Here is a 21,475-nt window from a genome sequence, read left to right on the forward strand (position 1 = left end):
TGTTAGCGTTTCGTGGAGGTGATTCGTGCCTGATCTTGCCAACACAGCCTATCTCGATGCGCTCAATTCCGAGCAGCGCCGCGCCGTCGAGCACGGGGTCGGCGCGGATGGCATCGTCGGCGCCCCGCTGCTGGTGATCGCGGGCGCAGGCTCCGGTAAGACGAACACGCTCGCCCATCGCGTCGCGCATCTGATCGTCGCGGGCGCCGATCCGCGCCGCATCCTGTTGATGACCTTTTCGCGACGCGCAGCCGCCGAGATGGCGGGCCGCGTCGAGCGTATCGCACGGCGCGTGCTCGGCGATCGCGCATCGATCATGACCGATGCGCTCAATTGGGCCGGCACGTTCCACGGCATCGGCGCGCGGCTGCTCCGCGAATTCGCCGAACGTATCGCGCTCGACCCGGCCTTCACGATCCATGACCGTGAGGACTCCGCCGACCTGATGAACCTGGTCCGCCACGATCTCGGTTTCTCCCGTACCGAAAGCCGGTTTCCGACCAAAGGCACATGCCTTGCGATCTATTCGCGCTGCGTGAACGCGGAGATGCCGATCGAGGCCGTGCTGGGCCAGTTCTTCCCGTGGTGCGCCGGCTGGGCCAGCGAGTTGAAGCAACTGTTTGCGGCCTATGTCGAAGCCAAGCAGCGGCAGAACGTGCTCGATTACGACGACCTTCTGCTCTACTGGGCGCAGATGGTGACGGATACGGCCCTGGCCGAGGAGATCGGCGGCCGCTTCGACCATGTGATGGTCGACGAATATCAGGACACCAACCGCCTGCAGTCCTCCATCCTGCTCGCGCTCAAGCCGGCAGGACGCGGGCTCACCGTCGTCGGCGACGATGCACAGTCGATCTACTCGTTCCGCGCCGCCACCGTGCGCAACATCCTCGACTTCCCGGCGCAGTTCAGCCCGGCCGCCGAGATCGTCACGCTCGACCGCAACTATCGCTCGACGCAGCCGATCCTGGCGGCCGCCAACGGCGTGATCTCGCTCGCCAAGGAGCGCTTCACCAAGAACCTGTGGACCGACCGGACCTCGACCCGCAAGCCGCTGCTGGTCACGATCCGCGACGAGGCCGATCAGGCCCGTTACATCGTCGAGCAGGTGCTGGCCAACCGTGAGGAAGGCGCGCTGTTGAAGCACCAGGCGGTGCTGTTCCGCACCTCCTCGCACAGCGGTCCGCTGGAGGTCGAGCTGACCCGGCGCAACATTCCCTTCGTGAAATTCGGCGGCCTCAAATTTCTCGACGCCGCGCACGTCAAGGACATGCTGGCGCTGCTGCGCTTCACCGCCAATCCGCGCGACCGGGTCGCCGGCTTTCGCATCCTGCACCTGTTGCCCGGCGTCGGGCCGGCCTCGGCGCAGCGCGTGCTCGACTGCATGGCAGAAGCCCCTGATCCGATCGCAGCGCTCGTGGCGCTGCCTGCCCCGCCCCGCGCCGGCGCCGACTGGCGGCTGTTCGTCGAGGCGATCGAGAACCTCCGCTACTCGGAATGGCCGGTCGACATCGAACGCGCGCGCCTCTGGTACGAGCCGCATCTCGATCGAATCCACGAGGACAGCGAGGTCCGCCGCGCCGACCTCATTCAACTCGAGCAGATCGCCGCCGGCTATCCTTCACGCGAACGCTTCCTCACCGAACTCACGCTCGATCCGCCCGATGCGACCAGCGACCAGGCCGGGGTGCCGCTGCTCGACGAGGATTATTTGATCCTGTCGACCATCCACTCCGCCAAGGGGCAGGAATGGAAATCCGTCTACGTGCTCAACGTCGTCGACGGCTGCATGCCCTCCGATCTTGGCGCCGGCACGTCGGCCGAGCTCGAGGAGGAGCGCCGCCTGCTCTATGTCGCCATGACCCGGGCAAAGGACGATCTGCATTTGCTGGTGCCGCAGCGGTTTTTCGTCCACGGCCAGGCCGCCAAGGGCGACCGCCACATGTACGCCTCGCGCACCCGCTTCATCCCGGAACGGCTGCTGCCGATGTTCGAGCGGAACACTTGGCCGCGCGCCGCGGCCGCGCAGGCCTCCTCCGCCAGCCGGGCGCCGCCGATCGACATCGGCGCCCGGATGCGCGGCATGTGGCGCTGAAACGGGTCAAAAGAAATTTCGTTTGGGCAGGAACGAAGCCGCCGATCCCGCGTTGAGGCGACGTTCGTAATCGGCAAACGACCATCCCGACGGCTTCGGCGCGCAGCTGCACGCTGGAGCCGTCTTTTTTTGCGCCGCATCAACTCACGCAGAAAATAGCGTAACCGGCTGGTCGAAGCCCTTCAGCGTATAGTCGGAACCGACCGCGGTGATCATGTCGCGGGTTCGATCCCGAACGGCCGTCGTGACAAGGATCTCGCCGGACTTCGCCGCGGCCTGGGCGCGCGCCGCCCGATTGACCACCGTGCCGACCGCGGTCAGGTCGCGATGGGTCTGGCCGAACTCTCCGAAATTGGTGTCGCCGCTGTCCAATCCGATGCCGATGCCGAGCTCGATGTCGCCGGCGCCGATCGCCCGCACCAGCGCGTCGTGCCTTTCCTGGAAACGGCGCTGGATCTCGCGCGCCGCCAGCAGGGCCTGCACGGCATGATCCTCCCGTCGCACCGGAAAATTGAAGATCGCGAACACGGCATCGCCGATCGTCTTGTTGAGAATGCCGTCATAGCGCCAGATCGCGGCAGCGCAGTCGTCGTAGAACGCATCGAGCAACGATGTCAGCCCGGCCGGCGCGATGGTCTGCGTCAGTGTGGTGTAGCCGCGCAAATCGGCGAACAGGAGGGTGGCGTCGATGGTCACGGCGCGCGCCTTCATGATCTTCGAGAAGGCCATCTCGCAGATCGTGCAGGTGTTCGGATTCATACGGCTCGGCCGGACACCGAACAGGCGGAACGGCGCCGACAAGGGACCGCGCAACGGGATCGGCATATGCAGGTTTTGCCAGCAGCCGAGGCAGATCGTTGCGGGTTCCGGAGTCATCGGCGCCTCACCTGCTGTTCCACCAACCAGACACGCCCCACCTGGCACGGTCGGTCACGGCGTTCCCTGGAGATTGCCGCACTCAGGCGGCCGTCACGAAACTCACTCCAATCCGCGTCTTCTTGCTCCAGATCACCTGGCAGTCATAGACGACCGAGGCGTCCCGGGCCATCACCAAGCGGAATCTGTGCGGGACGAAGGCCGGATTCTCGACCTCGATGGCGGCCCCTTCCGGCGATATGTTCACGATCGTGCAATGCATGACCGAACCGCCCGACGAGACGTAGCCGGGTTCGTTGACCTCGATTCGCGGATGCTTGCGCTTTTCGTCCACCCGGCCTTGCCCCCCTCAAACTTTCTTCACGCAAACGTGGGCGATCGGCATTGCCGGAGTCAACGGCTCCCGCGGCCCGCATCAGGCTTTCGCACCACGATTTGTGCGCAGCAGTAAGCCGATTTGCGTATCGCGCCCTTGCAGATGAGCCCCGCGTCGGTGCGGGCTTGCCGTTCGCGACGGCGCAAGGATATCCTCACCCTATGGGCGATGCGCCGGCGCAACGCACGCTCCCAACAACAACGAACAGGCGCCATGGGGAGACGCGCCATGTTCGAGATCCTCGATCGCAGGACGACTCTGACCGGCAACCAGATCAAGATCCTTGCGGCGGCCATCATCGGCGATGCCCTGGAATTCTTCGACTACTTCCTGATCGGCTTTGTGCTCGCGTTCCTGATCGGGCCGTGGAAACTCACCTTTGGCCAGTCGGCCACCGTGCTGATGAGTTCCGGCATCGGCGCCATCCTCGGCGCCTATCTCTGGGGCTGGCTGGCCGACCGGGTTGGGCGCCGCATCGTCTTCATCGGCACTGTCCTGAACTTCTCGATCGCGACCGGCCTGCTCTATTTCACGCCCGACAATGGCTGGGTCTATCTGGCAATCCTGCGCTTCTTCGTCGGCACCGGCGTCGGCGGACTCTATTGTGTCGACCTGCCGCTGGTGCAGGAGTTCATGCCCTCGCACAAGCGCGGCTGGGTCGGCGGGCTCGTCACTTGCGTGATCCCGCTCGGCGTCGGCCTCGGCGCGGTGCTGGGCGCGATCATGGGCACCGATCAGTGGCGGTTGCTGTTTGCGATCGGCGTGCTGCCTGCTGTCCTGGTGCTGCTGGTCCGGCTCTGGGTTCCGGAATCGCCGCGCTGGCTGTGCCGTCAGGGACGCTATGACGAGGCCCGCAAGTCGCTGGCCTGGGCCCTCGAGGTTCAGCCATCGGAGCTGCCATTGCCAAGCGCGGCAGACGCCGGCCCGATCGTCAAGACAAGCTGGTTCGACCTGTTCAAATATCCGCGCAGCCTGATCGTCTCCTGGCTCGGCAATGCCGGCGCGCAGACTGGCGTCTACGGCATCACGCTGTGGGCGCCCGCGCTGTTCGTGCTGCTCTTGAAGGTCACGCCGCAGGAGGCCGCCAAGATGATGATCCTGCTCAGCATCACCGGCTTCCTCGGACGCATCTCGTTCTCCTGGTTCTCGGAACTGCTGGGACGGCGCATCGCCGGCGGCCTGCTCGGCCTCGGCGCCGGCGCGCTCACGATCATCGCCGGCTATCACTACGACGCGACGCTGTTCGGCATGTCGGCATTCTGGCTGTTGCTCGGCGCCGCCTTCTTCTTCGCCGACGGCGGCTTTGCGATCGTCGGCCCCTATGCCGCGGAGGTCTGGCCGTCGCATCTGCGCACCACCGGCATGGGATCGGCCTATGGCTTCGGCGGCATCGGCAAGATCATCGGACCGGTCGGGCTTGCCCTGATCGTCGGCTCGAACAACTATCTCAAGCCGGATGTGCCGCTGACCCAGATCCCGACCGCCTTCGTCTATCTCGGCTGCTGGTTCCTGATGGCGGGCGCGGTCTATCTGTTCTTCGGGCTCGAGACCCGGGGCAAGTCGATCGAGCAGATCGACAAGGAGCTCAACGCGACGGCTGACGTCGCGGCCTCCGCAACCATACGGCGCGCCTGAGGGAGGCTGACATGAGCGTGACTTCTGCCGATCTTGCCGGTGATCGCGACGTGATCGCCCGCGCGGAGGCGGTCAGGGAGGCGGTTGCGGCCGCCTCCGACGCGATCGAGACGACGCGCCGCCTGCCGCCCGATCTGCTCGACCGGCTGCATGAGGCGCGGCTGTTCCGCCTGCTGTTGCCGTGCTCCACCGAGGGGATCGAGACCGATCCTGTCACCTTCTTCCATGTCATTGAGACCATCGCCAAGGCCGATGCGTCGACGGCGTGGTGCCTGAGCCAGGCCGGCGGCTGTGCGATGTCGGCGGCCTATCTCGACCTGCCGGTCGCGCAGGAGATGTTCGCCGACCCACGCGCCGTGCTGGCCTGGGGACCTGGCCCGAAGGTCAAGGCGATCGAGTGCGCGGGCGGCTACCGTGTCACCGGGGTCTGGTCGTTTGCATCAGGCGGGCGGCACGCCACCTGGCTCGGCGCACACTGCCCGGTCTATGCCGCGGACGGCTCGCCGCGCCGCGACGCCAATGGCGAGCAGGTCGAGCGCACCATGCTGGTGCGGACCGAAGACGTCGAATGGACCGATATCTGGAACACGGTCGGGCTGCGCGGCACCGCCAGCGACCAGTTCGCGCTCAACGACGTCTTCGTCCGTGCGGACCATTCGATCACCCGCGAATTCGATCGCGAATGCCGCGAGAGTGGCCCGCTGTACCGGATGAGCAACCACACCTGTTACCAGGTCGGCTTCGCCGGGGTCGCCTGCGGCATCGCCCGCAGCGCGCTGGACAATTTCGTTGACGTCGCCCGCAACAAGGTGCCGCGCGGCATGAAGAAGACGCTGCGCGACAATGCCGTGGTGCAATCCGGCCTCGCCCAGGCCGAGGTCAATCTGCGCGCCGCCCGGGCCTTCCTGCTGCAGTCTATGGCGGATATCTGGCAGGATCTGGTTGCCGGCCACAGCATTACGGTCGCGCAGCGCATGACGATCCGGATGGCGGCAACGCACGCCATCCACAAGGCGCGGGAAGCCGTCGACTTCGCCTACAACACGGCCGGCGCCACCGCGATCTTCGACGGCCATCCGCTGGAACGGCGCTTCCGCGACATCCACACCGTGACCCAGCAATTGCAGGGCCGCTTCAGTCATTTCGAGACCGTCGGCGCCTGGATGCTCGGCGTCGATGCCGACCTCAGCTTCGTTTAACCCGATTTCTCAGGGAGAAGAACCATGCCACTGGGTGGACTACAGCATTTCACGATCGAACCGCAGGACCTGGAGAAGACCAAGGCGTTCTATTGCGATGTGCTCGGGCTCGAGAATGGCGATCGCCCACCGCTCGATTTCCCCGGCTACTGGCTCTATTCCGGCGGCCAGGCCACTGTCCATTTAATGGGCACCCGCAAGCCGCGCGACGGCATCGTGGTGCGCGGCACCGAGAAGAAATATGAAGACACCGGCCGGCTCGATCATATTGCCTTCGCCGCCACCGACGTCGACGCCGTGCGCAAGCGCTTGCAGTCGAACAACGTCAGCTTCCGTGAGCAGATCGTGCCGCGCACCGGCGACACCCAGATATTCCTCTACGATCCCGACGGCGTCGGCGTGGAGCTGAATTTCCCGAACAGCTGAAGCGGTCTTCGCCGGTTTTTTGCCCCTGCTCAACAATTGGCCGGCGCATGTGCCGGCCAATTTCTCATGTCAGCAAACCGGTTCCCGACAAGGCCCTGACTCGGCCATCACTCGGGCGTGATCCGGTCCGCTTTTCTTCAACATTGAATGACGAATTAACCCGGCCGCGCCGCTGCGGCAGAATAGCCGGGTGCTGCGCCTTTAACCTACCCCAGGGCCTGGTAGCCCGGCTATTCGTCCCCACTTCGCCGTCGATGGGGCTCAATCGAGCCCGCGTTCGTGGCTGAGGCGGACCATTTCGTTGATGAAGATCTGTTTCTGCTTGTCGTCGAGGCTCGCATAGAGCGGCTCGGCGGCGTCGGCTACGCCGCGCTGATCGCCTGCGCGGTCATTGAGGAACTGGGCCTCGTTGCGCATCTGCTCGATGATGTCGTCAGGCGGATCGCGCTGCGCGCGCGCAATGCGCAGGTTGAGACGGTCGGCGCCATTGTGCCCGAGATAGTGCATCGCACTGTTGAAGCCGGCCCAATTCTTCTCCTGCTCCGGGGTCAGGTTGAGCTCCTTCTTGATCCGCTCGATGTTGGCGTCGCTATTGGCGACGATCTGTTCGGCCGTAAGCTGCGGCGCGCCTGCCTGGGTCAGCACGGTCGGCGCCTGCTTCGCACCTTTGTCCTTGGCGGCAGCCTTGGCCGATTTGGCGGCCTTGGCGCCCTGCTTGTCACCGGACGCCGGAGCCTGCGCATTCTTGCCGTTGCCGGCATTGGGGTTGGCGTTGTTGTTGCCGGTCAGCACCCCGGTCACGCCGGTCACTACCCCGACAACGCCGCCGATTGCTCCGCCCAGCACGCCGCCAACCGGGCCGGCAGCCTTGTTGCCTTCGCGCGCGCCGTTTTCGACGCCCTGCACGATCTGCGCATCGACCATATGAGGCACTGCAAGCAGGGTGACGGCGGCGGCCCCAACCGCGACGCACAATTTCCATTGCGCTCGCAGCTTCGCTACCGGGATGAGCATGATCGGGTCTCCGTGATCGATGGTGGATTGCAGGACTGACGCGGCGGGCGGGTTCGACGAATCCGGACTTTATCGTTTCCGGCTTCGGCAAGTCTATTGGTCGCGACGACCATCAACATGACGGAACGCGGCTCGATCAGGCGTGGCCGGAAACCTGCGGCTCAACCGCGCACCGTCTGCAAGCATCGCTTGCGCCAACCTCCGCGTGCGTCGCAGCATGATGACCGGAAGCGCGGCAAACCACGGGCATCTGCGGTGATGCCGGTGACACTGCCTGCGATTTGACCACAACGTTAGTACTACTTGGCACAGGCATCTCGTTTCTCGACAGCAGGCGGCAATTCTGTTCTGATCAGTGTGAACGAAATCCCACGACGTCGCGCGAACGCGACGCACAAAAACAACAACGGGATTCAAAAAGTCTTTTGTCCGTCGGCTACCAGGGAGGGAATGCCATGTCACGGAAGAAGCTTTCGCGCCGAGAATTCGTTGCAGCGACAGCGCTGTCATCGGCGGCGCTCATTACAGCCCCCTACGTCCGTGGCGCCTACGCAGCCGGCAAGCTCTCGATGGGCTTCTGGGATCACTGGGTGCCGGGTGCGAACAGTGCCTCCACCGAGCTCGTCAATGAATGGGCTGCCAAGGAAAAGGTCGAGGTCCAGCTCGACTACATCACCAGCCAGGGCAACAAGAACATCGTCACCATCGCCGCCGAGGCGCAGGCGAAATCCGGTCACGATATCTTCCAGATGCCGACATGGTGGCCACAGTCCAACGCCGAGCTGCTCGAGCCGGTCAACGACATCATGGACCCGCTGATCAAGCTGAACGGCGACGTCAACGGCACGGTGAAGTATCTCGGCCAGGCCGACGGCAAATGGCTCGGCGTTCCCGCCAGCGTCGGCAGCCAGATCAAGGGTCCTTGCTCGCGCATCGACCTGATGAAGAAGTACGCCAATATCGACGTCCAGGAGATGTATCCTGCCGGAAGCGCGCCGAAGGCGGACAACTGGACCCTCGATACATTCCTCAAGGCGGCTGAAGCCTGCCACAAGGCCGGCTTCCCGTTCGGCATCGGTCTCGGCGAGACCAGTGACAATGTCGACACTGCCGGCGCGATCTTCCAGTCGTTCGGTGCTCAGCTGGTCGACGCCAAGGGCAACCTCACCGTCAAGACCGACGCGGTGCGCCAGTCGCTCGAATTCTACAAGAAGCTGCTGGCGTTCCTGCCGCCCGACGTTGCCGCATGGGACGATGCTTCCAACAACAAGTGGCTGGTCGCGGGCAAGGGCGCGATGATCATGAATCCGCCGAGCGCGTGGGCAGTCGCCAAGCGCGACGCCCCCCAAGTCGCCGAGCAATGCTGGACGCACGGGTTCCCGGCCGGGCCGAAGGGACGCTTCGCGCCCTATCTGCCGTTCTTCTGGTCGATCTGGTCGTTCTCGAAGAACAAGGAAGCGGCCAAGAGCCTGCTGTCTTATCTGTCGCAACCGGCATCGATCGAGAAGATGGTGGTGGCGAGCGGCGGCTACGATCTGCCGGCCTATGAGAAGCTCACGACGTTGAAGGTCTGGGAAGAGGTTGGGCCGCCGAAGGGCACGCTCTATCACTACCCGAACCCCTTCAAGCACCAGACGCTGTCCATTGCGGCCTCGCCCGCGCCGCCCAAGGTCGCACAGCAGATCTACTTCCAGGCCACCCTGACCAAGATGTGCCTGCGCTACTACCAGGGTGAAGCCATGGAAAAGACACTCGCCTGGGCCGAGGGCGAGTGCGAAGGCTTCATGCGAAGCTGACGAACGGACGAGTTCGCGCGCGGTCGCCGATCATGTTGGCCGCGCGAGATCTCGCCTCTGCATCGCGGCCGCCGAACACGGCGAGCCGTGCAACCAACCCGCGCGAGGGACCAGCGTAATGGTTGATGTCGCACTCCAATCCAGCCGCACAGCTACGGCCCAGGCAGGGCGAAAGCGCGCCGGCCTGCGCAACGCGCTGCGGCGCAAGTCGATGTCGGCGTTCCTGATGACGCTGCCGCTGATCCTCCTGATCGCCGTGCTGGTGATCTATCCGGCGCTCTATTCTCTGCACCTTGCGACGCTGAACAAGGCGATGACGAAGTTCGTCGGCTTCGGCAATTTCGAGTTCCTGTTCAAGCGCGAAACCTTCTGGCTGGTGGTCAAGCAATCCTGCATCTTTGCGATCTCGGCGGTGGTCTTCAAAGCGCTGATCGGCTTCATCGTCGCGCATTTCGTGCACAACGTTCCCGCCAACAAGCAGCGCAAATGGCGTGGCATGCTGCTGGTGCCATGGGTGATCCCGCCGGCGATGAGCACGCTGGCCTGGCTGTGGCTGTTCGACCCGTCCTACAGCGCCTTCAACTACACGCTGTCGTTCTTCGGCCTCGGCCCGATCCCGTGGACCGGCGACGCGATGTGGGCGCGCTTCTCGGTGATCCTGGTCAACGTCTGGTACGGCGCCCCGTTCTTCATGATCATGTATCTGGCGGCGTTGAAATCGGTGCCGGAGCAGCTCTATGAGGCGGCCGCGATCGACGGCGCCAATTGGTGGCAGCGCATCTGGTACGTGACCCTGCCGATGATGCGCAACATCATCGCGATCACGACGCTGTTCTCGCTGATCGTGACCTTCGCCAATTTCGACATCGTGCGCATCCTGACTGCGGGCGGACCGCTCGACCACACCCACATCTTCGCCACCTGGGCGTTCCGCGTCGGCATCGAGGGTAGCGACATTCCGCTCGGCGCCAGCGTCTCGCTGTTCATGGTGCCGATCCTCGCGGTCGCGGCGATCTTCATCCTGCGCGACATCACCAAACGCGGGAATGAATCCTGATGAGCACCGTGACGATCGACAAGTCGGGACCGACCCGCAAGGTCAAATACGGCAGCATGAGCCGCGATCGGACCTGGGCGCTGCGCTGGTCCTACTTCTTCCTGACGCTGTTTGCGATCTTCTCGCTGGTGCCGCCGTTCTACATGCTGATCACTTCGCTGAAGAGCAGCGCGGAGATTTCCGCGGCGACCAACCCGTGGTGGGTATATCATCCGACGCTCTCCAACTACGTTGAGTTGCTGACCTCCAATCAGTTCCTGCGCTTCTTCTGGAATTCGGCCTGGGTCTCGATCATCGTCGTCACCATCACGATGCTGATCAGCGTGCCGGCGGCCTTTGCGCTGGCGCGGATGAAGTTCTGGGGCTCGGCGACGCTCGCGACCGGGGTGTTCCTCACCTATCTCATTCCGGACAGCCTGCTGTTCATCCCGCTGTTCAAGATGTTTGCCGTGTTCGGCGACTGGACCGGCATTCAGCTGGTCAATCGCTGGTACGTGCTGCTGTTCATCTACCCGACGCTGACGGTGCCGTTCTGCACCTGGATCATGATCGGCTATTTCGCCTCGATCCCGAAGGAGCTCGACGAAGCTGCGATCATCGACGGCGCGAGCTGGTTCCAGACCCTGACCCGGATCTTCATCCCGGTCGCACTGCCCGGCCTGATCGCGGCGACGATCTTTGCCTTCACCGTCTCCTGGGCCCAGTTCCTTTACCCCCTGGTGTTCACCACCTCGACCGATCAGCTGGTGCTGCCGGTCGGCATCATCACGACCCTGATCAAGGGTGACGTCTTCAACTGGGGCCAGATCATGACCGGCGCCCTGCTCGGCGCCGCGCCGCCGCTGATCATCTACGCCTTCCTGATGGACTACTACATTGCCGGCCTGACCGCCGGCGCGACCAAGGGTTGAACGCGACAAAGGTAGGATAAGGGTAGGATTCATGGCCGACGTCAGTTTGCGCAAGGTGGTGAAACGTTACGACGAGGTCGAGGCGGTGCGCGGCATCGACCTCGATATCGCCGACCATGAGTTCGTCGTGCTGGTGGGACCAAGCGGCTGCGGCAAGTCGACGACCCTGCGGATGATCGCCGGCCTCGAGGACATCTCCGACGGCGATATCATGATCGGCGGCGATGTCGTCAACGACGTGCCGCCGAAGGACCGCGACATCGCGATGGTGTTCCAGAACTACGCGCTCTATCCGCACATGACCGTCGCCGAGAACATGTCGTTCGGGCTGCGGCTGAAGCACTACCCCAAAGCCGAGATCAAGAGCCGGGTCACGGAAGCCGCCCGCATGCTCGACATCACCGACCTGATCGACCGCAAGCCGAAGCAGCTCTCCGGCGGCCAGCGCCAGCGTGTCGCGATGGGACGCGCGATCGTGCGCAACCCGAAGGTGTTCCTGTTCGACGAGCCGTTGTCCAATCTCGACGCCAAGCTGCGCGTGCAGATGCGGATCGAGATCAAGAAGGTGCACCAGAAGGTCCGAACCACGACCGTCTACGTCACCCACGACCAGGTCGAGGCAATGACGCTGGCCGACCGTGTGGTGGTGATGAACCACGGCAGGATCGAGCAGATCGGCACGCCCAACGAGCTCTATCACAAGCCGGCGACCCGGTTCGTCGCCAGCTTCATCGGCTCTCCCGCGATGAATTTCGTGCCGTGCCGGCTCGAAGACGTCGGCGGCAAGCTCAACGTGCGGCTGACCGATCGCCTCTCCTTCCCGCTGCCGCCGGCGCGCGCCGCCCGCTACCAGGGCCTTTCCCGCACCGACAAGCTGCTGCTGGGTCTGCGGCCCGAGCATGTCATGGAGGCGCGGCCGCATGCCGAGCCCGGCATCGAGCCGTTCGACGCGGTGCTCGACGTGACCGAGCCGATGGGCATGGAGACCCTGGTCTACTTCACGCTGGAGGGCTCCCAGCTCTGCGGCCGGGTCAATCCCAATGCCGGCGCGCAGGATGGCAGCCCGCTCCGATTGGCTGTGGACCTCAACAATATGCATTTGCTAAACGAGGTGACCGGCGCCGTGCTTTGACGGCGCACAAGAAACCTCAAGGGCAGGAAATGGCTACCAACAAGAAGAAGATTTTCATCACCCAGACTCTGTCTCCGGGGGCGCGGGTCCTCCTCAATGAACGGGATGATGTAGAACTCGTCGAATTTCCCAACCTGATCTCGGCCAAGGACTTCCAGGCGATGCTGGAGCAGCATGCGCCGGTCCATGGCGTGGCGCTCGGCGCGACCCGCTTCGGCGAGGCGGAGCTGGAGGCGTCCAAGGGCATGTTGGTGGTGACCCGAATCGGGGTCGGTTACGACGCCGTCGACGTGCCGGCGCTGTCCCGCCGCAAGGTGCCGCTGATGGTCGCAGGCACCGCAAACTCGCCGTCGGTCGCAGAGCATGCCGTGTTCATGATGCTGACGCTGGCCAAGCGCGCGCAGGAAATGCACGCGATGGTCAAGGAAGGTACCTGGGCGAGCCGGCTCGGCGTGCTGCCGTTCGACCTCTACGGCAAGACGGTTCTGATCGTCGGCTTCGGCCGCATTGGCACCCGCACCGCCAAGCGCTGCCTCGCGATGGAAATGAACGTGCTGGTCTACGATCCCTACAAGCCCGCGAGCGAGATCACCGCGGCCGGCTGTGAGGCGGTGTCGAGCCTCGAAGCGGCATTGCCGCGGGCGGATTTCGTCACGATCCACTGCCCGAAGTCGCCTGAGACGGTCGGCTTGTTCAACGCCGCGCGGATCAGGCTGATGAAGCCGACCGCCTATCTCATCAACACCGCCCGCGGCGGCATCGTGGACGAGAAGGCGCTGCACGACGCGCTGGCGTCGGGCAAGCTCGCCGGTGCCGGCCTCGACGTGTTCGAGGTCGAGCCTCCACCGGTCGGCCAGCCGCTGCATGCTTTGCCGAACGTGATCATGGCGCCGCACGTCGCGGGCGTGACGGTCGAGGCTGTCGATCGCATGAGCGAGCAGACCGCGCGCAATATCCTGAGCGTGCTGGACGGCAATCCGCTGCGCCAGAACGTGATCAACCAGGACGTCCTCGGCTGAGCTTTCAGCCTTTCTCGTTTGCGCCGCGGCCGATCCCGCGAGGTCGGCCCGGCGATGCGGAGCATGCACATGGCTTTCAAGGAATTCGGCAACTACGATGCGGTCGGTCTCGCCGAGCTCGTCCGCAACAAGGACGTCACGGCAAAGGAACTGCTCGACGAGGCGATTGCGCGCACGGCCGCCGTCGATCCGAAGATCAACGCGGTCGTCGTCAAGCATTACGACCACGCCGAGCGCCAGATCGCCAAGGGGTTGCCTGACGGCCCGTTCACCGGCGTGCCGTTCCTGCTGAAGGATCTCGACCTGCTCGAGGGCACCCGCACCACGTCGGGCGCCAGCCTGCTGAAGGACTTCGTTGCCGACCACAACGGTACGTTGACCCAACGCTTCCTCGATGCCGGTCTTGCGATCTTCGGCAAGAGCGCGAGCCCGGAGTTCGGCCTGATGCCGACGACGGAATCCCGCCTGTTCGGCCCGACCCGCAATCCCTGGAATCTCGACCATTCCTCCGGAGGCTCGTCCGGCGGCGCGGGGGCTGCGGTCGCGGCGCGCATCCTGCCCGTCGCGCATGCCAGCGACGGCGGCGGCTCGATCCGGATCCCCGCCTCCGCCTCTGGCGTGTTCGGCATGAAGCCGACGCGCGCTCGCAACCCATGCGGTCCCGATCGCGGCGAAGGCTGGGGCGGCTTCTCGGTCGGCCATGTGCTGAGCATCAGCGTCCGCGACAGCGCAGTCATGATGGATGCGATCCATGGCGCGGAGCCGTCGAGCCTCTACGTCGCGCCGGCGCCGGAACGGCCGTTTTCCCAGGAGGTCGGCCGCGACCCCGGCCATCTGCGCATCAGCTTCACCGACAAGTCGCCCTACGGCGATGCTGTTGATCCCGAGATCGCCGCGGCGGTTCGCGACATCGCCAAGGTGCTCGAGGGCCTCGGCCATCATGTCGAGGAGCGCGCACCGCCGCTTGCCGCCGATCCCGCCGCGGTCATGACGACCATCGTCGGCGGCAACACGGCGCTGACGATCCGCCTGCTCGAGCAGCGCGTCGGGCGCACGCTGACGTCGGACGATGTCGAGCGGCTGACGCTCGCCAGCGGCCAGAACTCGGTCAAGATGACGCCTGCCGACTACGTCGCCGCGCAGCTTGCGGCGTTCCAGATCTCGCGCGGGCTTGCGACCTTCTTCGAGGGCTGCGACATCTTCCTCAGCCCGACGCTGTGCGCGCCGCCGCTTCGCATTGGTGAGCTGAACACGATGTCCGAGGACCTGACGCACATCGCGCCCGTGCTGCGCCGCTACATGCCGGGCACCTCGATGTTCAACATGTCCGGGCAACCGGCGATGTCGGTGCCGCTGGCCTGGAACAAGGCCGGTCTGCCGCTCGGCATGATGTTCGCGGCCAGGCTTGGCGAGGAAGGACTGCTGTTCCGCCTGGCCGGTCAGCTCGAACAGGTCCGCCCCTGGAAGGACCGGCGTCCGCCGGTCTGCGCCTAGCTCGATCGGGCGCGACAAAGGGCAGTCCAATCAGGTAGATAGGAAGGGAGCCGGCACGATTCCGCCGGCGTTATGCCTGGGAGACCGAACCGTGAGTGACCCGACCGACAATGCGCTCGCCGCCATCGCGAGCATTCTCGATCAGACGACGACGCCTCCCGAGAAGTCCAAATCGTCCGACGACAAGTCGACCGACAAGGACGAGGCATCGGACCCTGCCGAGGAGCCGCCGGCCTCGATAGCGATGCCACCGCCCCTGCCATCGTCCGTCACAGACGTTTCTGTCGAGGCGGTTTCCATCGTGGCCGAGCCGCCGGCGGTGGAGCCGCCGCCGATTGAGCAGGTCGAACCAAACATCGAGCAGGCCGAGCTCGAAGAACCCGAGCCGGTCGAACCCGAAGCGGTCGCACCGGAGCCGAGCGAGCCGGAGCCGATCCCGCCGCCCCAACCGATCGAGGCCAATGGCTATTCCAAGTCCGGCCCGGGCCCGATGGCCGCGCTGCGCTTCCGCTGGACGGTGCGCGAGGACGGCGCCCAATACTATGTCGATGAGACTGTCGGCGAAGGATCGAACCCGCTGGTCAACGGCCCGATGGACAGGGACGCCGCGATCAAATTCGTCGACGATCGCGAGGCCGAGGCACGGCAGCGCTTCGAGCATTTCAAGCACGAGATCGTCAGCCGCACGGCCGCCGCCCTTCAGGCAAGCAGGGACCGCCACGAGGCCTAGAGCTTCGGTTCTGATTCAATCAGAACCGAAGCTCTAGATTCTTGCGTTGACGCGTTTTCTTCACGCGAACCGGCGTCCGTTTCGCTCGAAAACGCTCTAGCCCTGCGGCGGCCTCGGTGGTCCCAGAAAGTCCTTCTTCGCGAGATCGACGCCGGCATGGCGCAGGATGTCGTAGGCCGTCGCGACATGGAAGAAGAACTGCGGGACGCTGAAGGTCAGGATCAGGGACTTGCCGGTGAACGGTCTGGTCGCGCCACTCCGGAACGTGAAGACGACGTCCCTGTCGCGGGCGGCGTCGATCACGTCCGGCGGCAGGCCTTGGGCAAAATCAATCGTTGCCGCAATCTGCGCCTTTCAGCCCGGCGATGCCGGGCGCCGTGTCGGCCAAGACCGGCGGCGCGCACCCCGCCAGCAACGCGCAGCTCAGGAGGACATGCCGGTTCGCCTCCCTGACCTGCTGGCGAAGACTGTACATGTTCGGCGAAAGCCGCATCTCGAGCAGCACGGCTGGATCGATCTTGCGAGCCCCGGCATGGGCCTCGGCATGATCGAGCAGCGCAGAAAGATTGCGCAGATACGGCACATAGACGCCGACGGATGCTTCGTGGAGCGAGATGGTCACTATTGTGCCCGCTGTGCTGGCCGGAAAGTCTCATCTGGTCTAAATGGTCCGCAACGACATGTCATCGGAATTGACGGAGAAGTCTGATGTTTCGCGCGCTGGCCGGCCTCGCTCTCGTTTTGCTTCTGTCTGCCGCGCACGCGCAGCCGGCGCCGTCCCGGCTCGATGAGATCGTCAAGCGCGGCACGTTGCGCGTCGGCATGACCGGCGACTACCTGCCCTTCACGGCGCTCGACAAGGAGACCAAGGCGTTTCGCGGCTTCGACGTCGACATGGCGCAATCGCTCGGCAAGGCGCTCGGCGTCAAGGTCGAGTTCGTGCCGACATCGTGGCCGCAGATGACCAGGGATTTCGAAGCCGACAATTTCGACATCGTGATGGGCGGCGTCTCCATCACCTTTGACCGGCAGAAGAAGGGCCTGTTCTCGACGCCGATCATGCGCGAGGGCAAGACGCCGATCACACGCTGCGCCGACAAGGGCAGGTTTGAGACGATCGCCGAGATCGACAAGCCCGGCACCCGCGTCATCGTCAATCCCGGCGGCACCAACGAGCGTTTTGCGCGCGCCAACGTGAAGGCCGCCGACATCCGTGTCTTCAACGACAACACCAAAATCTTCGACGAGATCGCCAAGGGTGACGCCGACCTGATGATGACCGATGCATCCGAGACGCGCTATCAGCAGAAGCTGCATCCCGGCGTGCTCTGCGCCGTGCATCCCGACAAGCCGTTCGACTTCGCGGAAAAGGCCTACTGGATGCAGCGCGACGTCGCCTTGAAGGCGTTCGTCGACCAGTGGCTCCACATCGCGCGCGAAGACGGCAGCTATGCGAAGATCTATGCCGCGTGGTTTGAATAGGCTGCGTCAAGTCTGCTGCTCACGGCCGCAAATTGATGCGCACGGCCTGAAACCGGATCGCAATCCAGTGATTTGAACCTCGGGCGCGAGGACACGACTCATCTTCTGACCGTGATTTGGGGCACGTTCAGCGAGGCGGCCACCAAATAGCCTCGCGAACGGGATTCCCTGCACTGGAGGTCGAAATGAGAAAGCTTCTGGCGATCGCCACACTCGTGCTGGCGAGCACGGCGGCAGCGCAGGCGCAATACACGTTCGATTACGGCGGCCGTACCATTCGCATCGATCCGGATCGCGGAACGGTTTCGATCCCCGGCGTCTATGACAATGCCGGCCGCAGCACCAAGCGCGCCAAGCACAAGGACGCCGAGCAGAAGCGCGAGACGGCCCCGAAGGACGCCAAAGCGGACCCTCCGTCCATGCCTGCCACGCCACCCGCAGCCGCTGCCTCACCCTCTCCGCCTGCCGTTGATCAGGCCGCCGCTCCGGCGCCGACCGCAACAACGACAGACCCCGCGAACACGAGCGTTACGCCACCTCCGGCCACGGCAGCGACCACACCGCCGCCACCACCCGCGCCGCCAGTAGTGCAGCAAAGCGCCGCGCCGGCGGCAAATCCCGCTTCAGCGCCGACGGTCGGCGCCGTGTCGCCTGCGCCCAAGCCGGCAGCGAACGCCGTACAAGCAGCCAACTCGCCGCTCGGCGTCTGGTTGACCGAGGAGAAGGAAGGCAAGGTCCGCATCGAACAATGCGGCGCCAATCTCTGCGGTTACTCGGTCGACAAGAAATCGAACGCCAATGGCGAGCAGGTGCTGATCAAGATGAAGCCGGGCAAGGACAAATGGAGCGGCCGCATCTTCGATCCGAACAGCGGCAGCACCTACGACTCCACTATCGCACTGAAGAGCCCCGACACGCTGCGTGTCCAGGGCTGCGCGTTCGGCGGCATGTTCTGCGGCGGCCAGACCTGGACGCGGGTGAATTGATCGACGCCGCGTCGTGAAAGCAAAAAGCCCCGCTCGTGAGCGGGGCTTTTCCTTTGGGCAGGCAACGACGCCTCAACCGAGCTTGCCGTTGTATTCCTCGTCGGTGACGTGCTCCATCCAGGTCGAGAACACGCCGTCGAGCGCCTCCTGCATGGCGATGTGGGTCATGCTGTTGTCAGGCGATGCGCCATGCCAGTGCTTCTCGTTCGGCGGGATCCAGACGACATCGCCGGGGCGGATTTCACGGATCGGCCCGCCCTTGGCCTGAACGCGGCCGATGCCTGAGATCACGTACAGCGTCTGCCCGAGCGGATGGGTGTGCCAGGCGGTGCGCGCGCCAGGCTCGAACGACACCCGCGAGGCATTCAGCCGTGCTGGCGCCGGCGCCATGTTGATCGGGTCCTGCAGCACGCTGCCGGTGAAGTTCTCTTTCGGCGCGCGGCGGGTCGGCCGCGAGCCGGAAACGTGGATATCCATGGGGTTACCTCCCTTTCTTGACGTTATTTCTTGGATGCGGCGTAGCGCGCCTTGGTCTCAGCGTTCATCGGATACAGGCCGGGCAGCTGGGCGCCGTTGTTCACCTCGTTGACGATCCAGGCCTCCATCCGCTCCTGCTCCGGCCCTTCGGCCAGCACGTGGTCGAGGAACGCCTGCGGGATCAGCACCGCGCCATCCTGATCGGCCACCACCACGTCGTTCGGAAACACGGCAACGCCGCCGCAGCCGATCGGTTCGCCCCAGCCGACGAAGGTCAGACCTGCGACCGACGGCGGCGCCGCGTAGCCATCGCACCACACCGGCAGGCCGGTGCCGAGCACGCCCTCGAGATCGCGCACCACGCCATCGGTGATCAGCGCCGTCACCCCGCGCTTGACCATGCGGGCACAGAGGATGTCGCCGAAAATGCCGGCATCGGTGATGCCCATGGCATCGACAACGGCAATGCATCCCTGAGGCATCGCCTCGATCGCGGTACGGGTCGAGATCGGCGACGACCAGGATTCCGGCGTCGCCAGATCCTCGCGGGCCGGCACGAAGCGCAGCGTGAAGGCCGGTCCGACCAACCGCTTCTGCCCGGGCTTCAAGGGCTTGGTGCCGCGCATCCAGATGTTGCGCAGGCCCTTCTTGAGCAGGACCGTAGTGATGGTGGCGGTGGACACGTGCGACAGCGTCGCGATCGCTTCGGCGGACAGTGACATCTCGAAAGCTTGCTCCGATGGGAGGAAAAGACCGGCGCATGTTGCCGGGCGAAGGCCCTGCGTCAAGGGCTGCGCGAAAAACCTGCGATCATCCAAATTTATCGCCGGCATGCCGATTAATTTATTGAAGTTGCTGCATCATTTTGCACGAAGCGAATTCCGTTTTGAATCGAAACACGCTAGCTTGATGGCTAATCCAATCTGCTTGAGCCGATGGCCGAACCCTTAAGTCCTCCCCGCCTTTTGCCGAGTGGCGACAGCGCCATCACGGTGGAATTCAGCCGCACCATCGATGACGCCGCCAACCGGCGGGTGCTCGCGCTCGACCGCGTGATCGCAGCCGAGCCGATCGCCGGCATCATCGAGACCGTGCCAACCTACCGGTCGCTGTTGGTGCATTACGATCCCGTGCAGATCACCTTCGATGCACTCGGCGAGCAGCTGCTTGCGCGCGCCGCCAAGGCGCCGCCGACCGAGACCGGAACGCGGCGCTGGCGGATCCCCATCACCTATGGCGGCGAGCACGGCATCGATCTCGAGGATGTGGCGAAGGCGCTCCAGACCACGCCAGATGACATCGTCGCGCGCCACGCCGGCGGCGACTATCGCGTCGCCATGATCGGCTTCACGCCCGGCTGGTCCTATCTCAGCGGGCTCGACAAGTTCCTGCATATGTCCAGGCGCAAGGAGCCGCGGCTCGTGACCCCGGCCGGCACCATCTCAATCGGCGGCATTCAGACCGGCGTGCAGTGCCTGGCCGGCCCGAGCGGCTGGCACCTGCTCGGCCGCACCCCGGTGCGAACCTATCAATTGCATCGCGACCCGACCTTCCTGCTGGAGCCGGGCGATGCCGTCACCTTCACGGCGGTGGATGCCAAGACCTTTGCCGAACAGGACCGCGCCGCCGAGGCGGGCGAGTTCGTCGCAGAACTGGTGACGCCATGAGCAAGCTCGTCGTCACCTCGATCGGCCCGGCAAGCTCGGTGCAGGACGGCGGACGTCCGGGCTCGCAGCGCTACGGCCTGACGCCGAGCGGCGCGATGGATCGGCTTTCGCTGGCGGCCGCCAACACGCTGGTCGGCAATGAGCCGTTCGCTGCCGTGGTCGAGATCGGCCCGTTCGGCGCCACCTTCGCCGCACGCGGCGGCGCGGTGCGCATCGGGCTCGCCGGCGCGTCACGCAATGCTGACATCGGTGGCCGGCCGGTTGCCTTCGACAGTTCGGCAACGCTCGCCGAAGGTGAGACGCTCAATCTCGGCTTTGCGCGCGGCGGCTCGTTCAGCTATCTCGCGATCGAGCACGGCATCGAGGGCGAGCCGATGTTCGGCAGCCTCGCCGTCAACGCCCGGGCCGGGCTCGGCAGTCCCTACCCCCGGCCGCTGCAAAGCGGCGACGAGCTGAAGACCAAAGCTGCGAGCGGCGCCACTGAGCGCCGCATCGAACTGCCGGCCGCCTCCGATGCGCCGATCCGCATCTTGTTCGGCCCGCAGGACGACGAGTTCACCGCGGAAAACAGGAAGCTGTTCCTCGACAACGAGTGGAAGATCTCGGCCACCAGCGACCGCATGGGCTACCGGCTCGAAGGGGCTGTGATCAAGCACCGCGACGGCCACAACATCGTCTCCGACGGCACCGTCAACGGCAGCATCCAGGTGCCCGGCAACGGCCAGCCGATCGTGCTGATGCCGGACCGCGGCACCAGCGGTGGTTATCCGAAGATCGCAACCGTGATCACGGCCGATCTTGGCCGCTTCGCGCAGACCTCGGCCGGCCGACCGGTCCACTTCAAGGCCGTCACGATGGCGGAAGCGCAGGCCGAGGCGATCAAATTCCACACGCTGCTGCATTCCCTGCCCGATCGCCTCCGCGGCATCGACGATCTCGGCCTCAACATCGAGGCGCTGCGGGATGCGAATGTCGCGGGTCAGGCCGTCAGCGCCGTCGATGTGACTACCTGGCAGGTTGCGCTACCCTAGAGCATCATCCGGAAAAGTGCGAAGCGGTTTTCCGATCAGATGATGCTCAAACAAAAGAGCCAATATCAACAA

Annotated in this window: 22 protein-coding genes; 15 read left to right on the forward strand and 7 right to left on the reverse strand. The window is 64.7% G+C overall.

Annotation, left to right across the window (positions count from 1 at the left end):
- Positions 1-25 precede the first annotated feature (25 nt).
- Entirely contained in the window at positions 26-2,095 is a 2,070-nt protein-coding gene (locus BraRD5C2_RS31170) for an ATP-dependent helicase (protein ID WP_223975066.1), read from the forward strand.
- 144 nt (positions 2,096-2,239) lie between these two features.
- Here BraRD5C2_RS31170 and BraRD5C2_RS31175 read toward each other — a convergent pair whose 3' ends face one another.
- Both BraRD5C2_RS31175 and BraRD5C2_RS31180 read right to left on the reverse strand, forming a co-directional pair.
- Complete coding sequence (locus BraRD5C2_RS31175) at positions 2,240-2,971, reverse strand: adenylate/guanylate cyclase domain-containing protein (RefSeq protein ID WP_223975068.1); 732 nt, start codon at positions 2,969-2,971, stop codon at positions 2,240-2,242.
- An 82-nt stretch (positions 2,972-3,053) separates the two neighbouring features.
- Positions 3,054-3,305: a PilZ domain-containing protein gene (locus BraRD5C2_RS31180; RefSeq protein ID WP_223975071.1), complete on the reverse strand. Its 252-nt coding sequence runs from the start codon at positions 3,303-3,305 to the stop codon at positions 3,054-3,056.
- A 270-nt stretch (positions 3,306-3,575) separates the two neighbouring features.
- On the opposite strand from BraRD5C2_RS31180, the gene BraRD5C2_RS31185 reads away from it, so the two are divergent.
- Genes BraRD5C2_RS31185 through BraRD5C2_RS31195 form a run of 3 tightly spaced genes read left to right on the forward strand, consistent with a single transcriptional unit; the run spans position 3,576 to position 6,607 of the window.
- The gene (locus tag BraRD5C2_RS31185; protein ID WP_223975073.1) at positions 3,576-4,982 is read left to right on the forward strand and encodes an MFS transporter; all 1,407 of its coding nucleotides are present in this window, start codon (positions 3,576-3,578) and stop codon (positions 4,980-4,982) included.
- Between the two features lie 11 nt (positions 4,983-4,993).
- Positions 4,994-6,181: an acyl-CoA dehydrogenase family protein gene (locus BraRD5C2_RS31190; protein WP_223975075.1), complete on the forward strand. Its 1,188-nt coding sequence runs from the start codon at positions 4,994-4,996 to the stop codon at positions 6,179-6,181.
- Between the two features lie 24 nt (positions 6,182-6,205).
- Positions 6,206-6,607 carry a VOC family protein gene (locus BraRD5C2_RS31195; protein WP_223975078.1) on the forward strand — a complete coding sequence of 134 codons (402 nt, stop codon included), beginning with the start codon at positions 6,206-6,208 and terminating at the stop codon, positions 6,605-6,607.
- 261 nt (positions 6,608-6,868) lie between these two features.
- Here the strand turns inward: BraRD5C2_RS31195 and BraRD5C2_RS31200 are convergent, their stop codons facing one another.
- Positions 6,869-7,621 carry a Spy/CpxP family protein refolding chaperone gene (locus BraRD5C2_RS31200; RefSeq protein ID WP_374708067.1) on the reverse strand — a complete coding sequence of 251 codons (753 nt, stop codon included), beginning with the start codon at positions 7,619-7,621 and terminating at the stop codon, positions 6,869-6,871.
- 455 nt (positions 7,622-8,076) lie between these two features.
- On the opposite strand from BraRD5C2_RS31200, the gene BraRD5C2_RS31205 reads away from it, so the two are divergent.
- The 7 genes from BraRD5C2_RS31205 to BraRD5C2_RS31235 all read left to right on the forward strand — a co-directional run bounded on the left by BraRD5C2_RS31205 (position 8,077) and on the right by BraRD5C2_RS31235 (position 15,760).
- Positions 8,077-9,417: an ABC transporter substrate-binding protein gene (locus BraRD5C2_RS31205; RefSeq protein ID WP_223975081.1), complete on the forward strand. Its 1,341-nt coding sequence runs from the start codon at positions 8,077-8,079 to the stop codon at positions 9,415-9,417.
- 118 nt (positions 9,418-9,535) lie between these two features.
- Entirely contained in the window at positions 9,536-10,474 is a 939-nt protein-coding gene (locus tag BraRD5C2_RS31210; protein ID WP_223975083.1) for a carbohydrate ABC transporter permease, read from the forward strand.
- On the forward strand, positions 10,474-11,385 hold the full coding sequence (locus BraRD5C2_RS31215; RefSeq protein ID WP_223975086.1) for a carbohydrate ABC transporter permease: 912 nt from the start codon (positions 10,474-10,476) through the stop codon (positions 11,383-11,385). Before BraRD5C2_RS31210 ends, BraRD5C2_RS31215 begins: the two co-directional genes overlap by 1 nt.
- Before the next feature lie 31 nt (positions 11,386-11,416).
- Positions 11,417-12,517, forward strand: coding sequence for an ABC transporter ATP-binding protein (locus BraRD5C2_RS31220; protein WP_212314432.1), 1,101 nt, complete (start codon positions 11,417-11,419; stop codon positions 12,515-12,517).
- A 29-nt stretch (positions 12,518-12,546) separates the two neighbouring features.
- Positions 12,547-13,536, forward strand: a complete 990-nt coding sequence (locus tag BraRD5C2_RS31225) for a hydroxyacid dehydrogenase (protein WP_223975088.1) — start codon at positions 12,547-12,549, stop codon at positions 13,534-13,536.
- A 69-nt stretch (positions 13,537-13,605) separates the two neighbouring features.
- Positions 13,606-15,030, forward strand: coding sequence for an amidase (locus BraRD5C2_RS31230; RefSeq protein ID WP_223975090.1), 1,425 nt, complete (start codon positions 13,606-13,608; stop codon positions 15,028-15,030).
- Positions 15,031-15,121: 91 nt separating this feature from the next.
- Positions 15,122-15,760, forward strand: a complete 639-nt coding sequence (locus BraRD5C2_RS31235; RefSeq protein ID WP_223975092.1) for a hypothetical protein — start codon at positions 15,122-15,124, stop codon at positions 15,758-15,760.
- Between the two features lie 96 nt (positions 15,761-15,856).
- Here the strand turns inward: BraRD5C2_RS31235 and BraRD5C2_RS39565 are convergent, their stop codons facing one another.
- Positions 15,857-16,063, reverse strand: coding sequence for a DUF1993 family protein (locus BraRD5C2_RS39565; protein WP_308444459.1), 207 nt, complete (start codon positions 16,061-16,063; stop codon positions 15,857-15,859).
- A gap of 25 nt (positions 16,064-16,088) precedes the next feature.
- Complete coding sequence (locus tag BraRD5C2_RS39570) at positions 16,089-16,382, reverse strand: DUF1993 family protein (protein ID WP_308444460.1); 294 nt, start codon at positions 16,380-16,382, stop codon at positions 16,089-16,091.
- An 86-nt stretch (positions 16,383-16,468) separates the two neighbouring features.
- On the opposite strand from BraRD5C2_RS39570, the gene BraRD5C2_RS31245 reads away from it, so the two are divergent.
- Positions 16,469-17,242 (forward strand): transporter substrate-binding domain-containing protein, encoded by a 774-nt coding sequence (locus BraRD5C2_RS31245; protein WP_223975094.1) that lies wholly within the window; start codon positions 16,469-16,471, stop codon positions 17,240-17,242.
- A gap of 185 nt (positions 17,243-17,427) precedes the next feature.
- The gene (locus BraRD5C2_RS31250) at positions 17,428-18,228 is read left to right on the forward strand and encodes a DUF2147 domain-containing protein (RefSeq protein ID WP_223975096.1); all 801 of its coding nucleotides are present in this window, start codon (positions 17,428-17,430) and stop codon (positions 18,226-18,228) included.
- Between the two features lie 72 nt (positions 18,229-18,300).
- Here BraRD5C2_RS31250 and BraRD5C2_RS31255 read toward each other — a convergent pair whose 3' ends face one another.
- Entirely contained in the window at positions 18,301-18,705 is a 405-nt protein-coding gene (locus tag BraRD5C2_RS31255; RefSeq protein WP_166205030.1) for a (R)-mandelonitrile lyase, read from the reverse strand.
- A 23-nt stretch (positions 18,706-18,728) separates the two neighbouring features.
- A complete protein-coding gene (locus tag BraRD5C2_RS31260) occupies positions 18,729-19,427 on the reverse strand; it encodes a ribonuclease activity regulator RraA (protein WP_223975097.1) in 699 nt (232 codons plus the stop codon).
- Between the two features lie 213 nt (positions 19,428-19,640).
- On the opposite strand from BraRD5C2_RS31260, the gene pxpB reads away from it, so the two are divergent.
- Entirely contained in the window at positions 19,641-20,372 is a 732-nt protein-coding gene (gene pxpB, locus BraRD5C2_RS31265; RefSeq protein WP_223975098.1) for a 5-oxoprolinase subunit PxpB, read from the forward strand.
- Positions 20,369-21,403, forward strand: a complete 1,035-nt coding sequence (locus BraRD5C2_RS31270; protein ID WP_223975099.1) for a 5-oxoprolinase subunit C family protein — start codon at positions 20,369-20,371, stop codon at positions 21,401-21,403. Before pxpB ends, BraRD5C2_RS31270 begins: the two co-directional genes overlap by 4 nt.
- Positions 21,404-21,475 lie beyond the last annotated feature (72 nt).

Source organism: Bradyrhizobium sp. RD5-C2 (assembly GCF_019972155.1).
GTDB lineage: Bacteria > Pseudomonadota > Alphaproteobacteria > Rhizobiales > Xanthobacteraceae > Bradyrhizobium.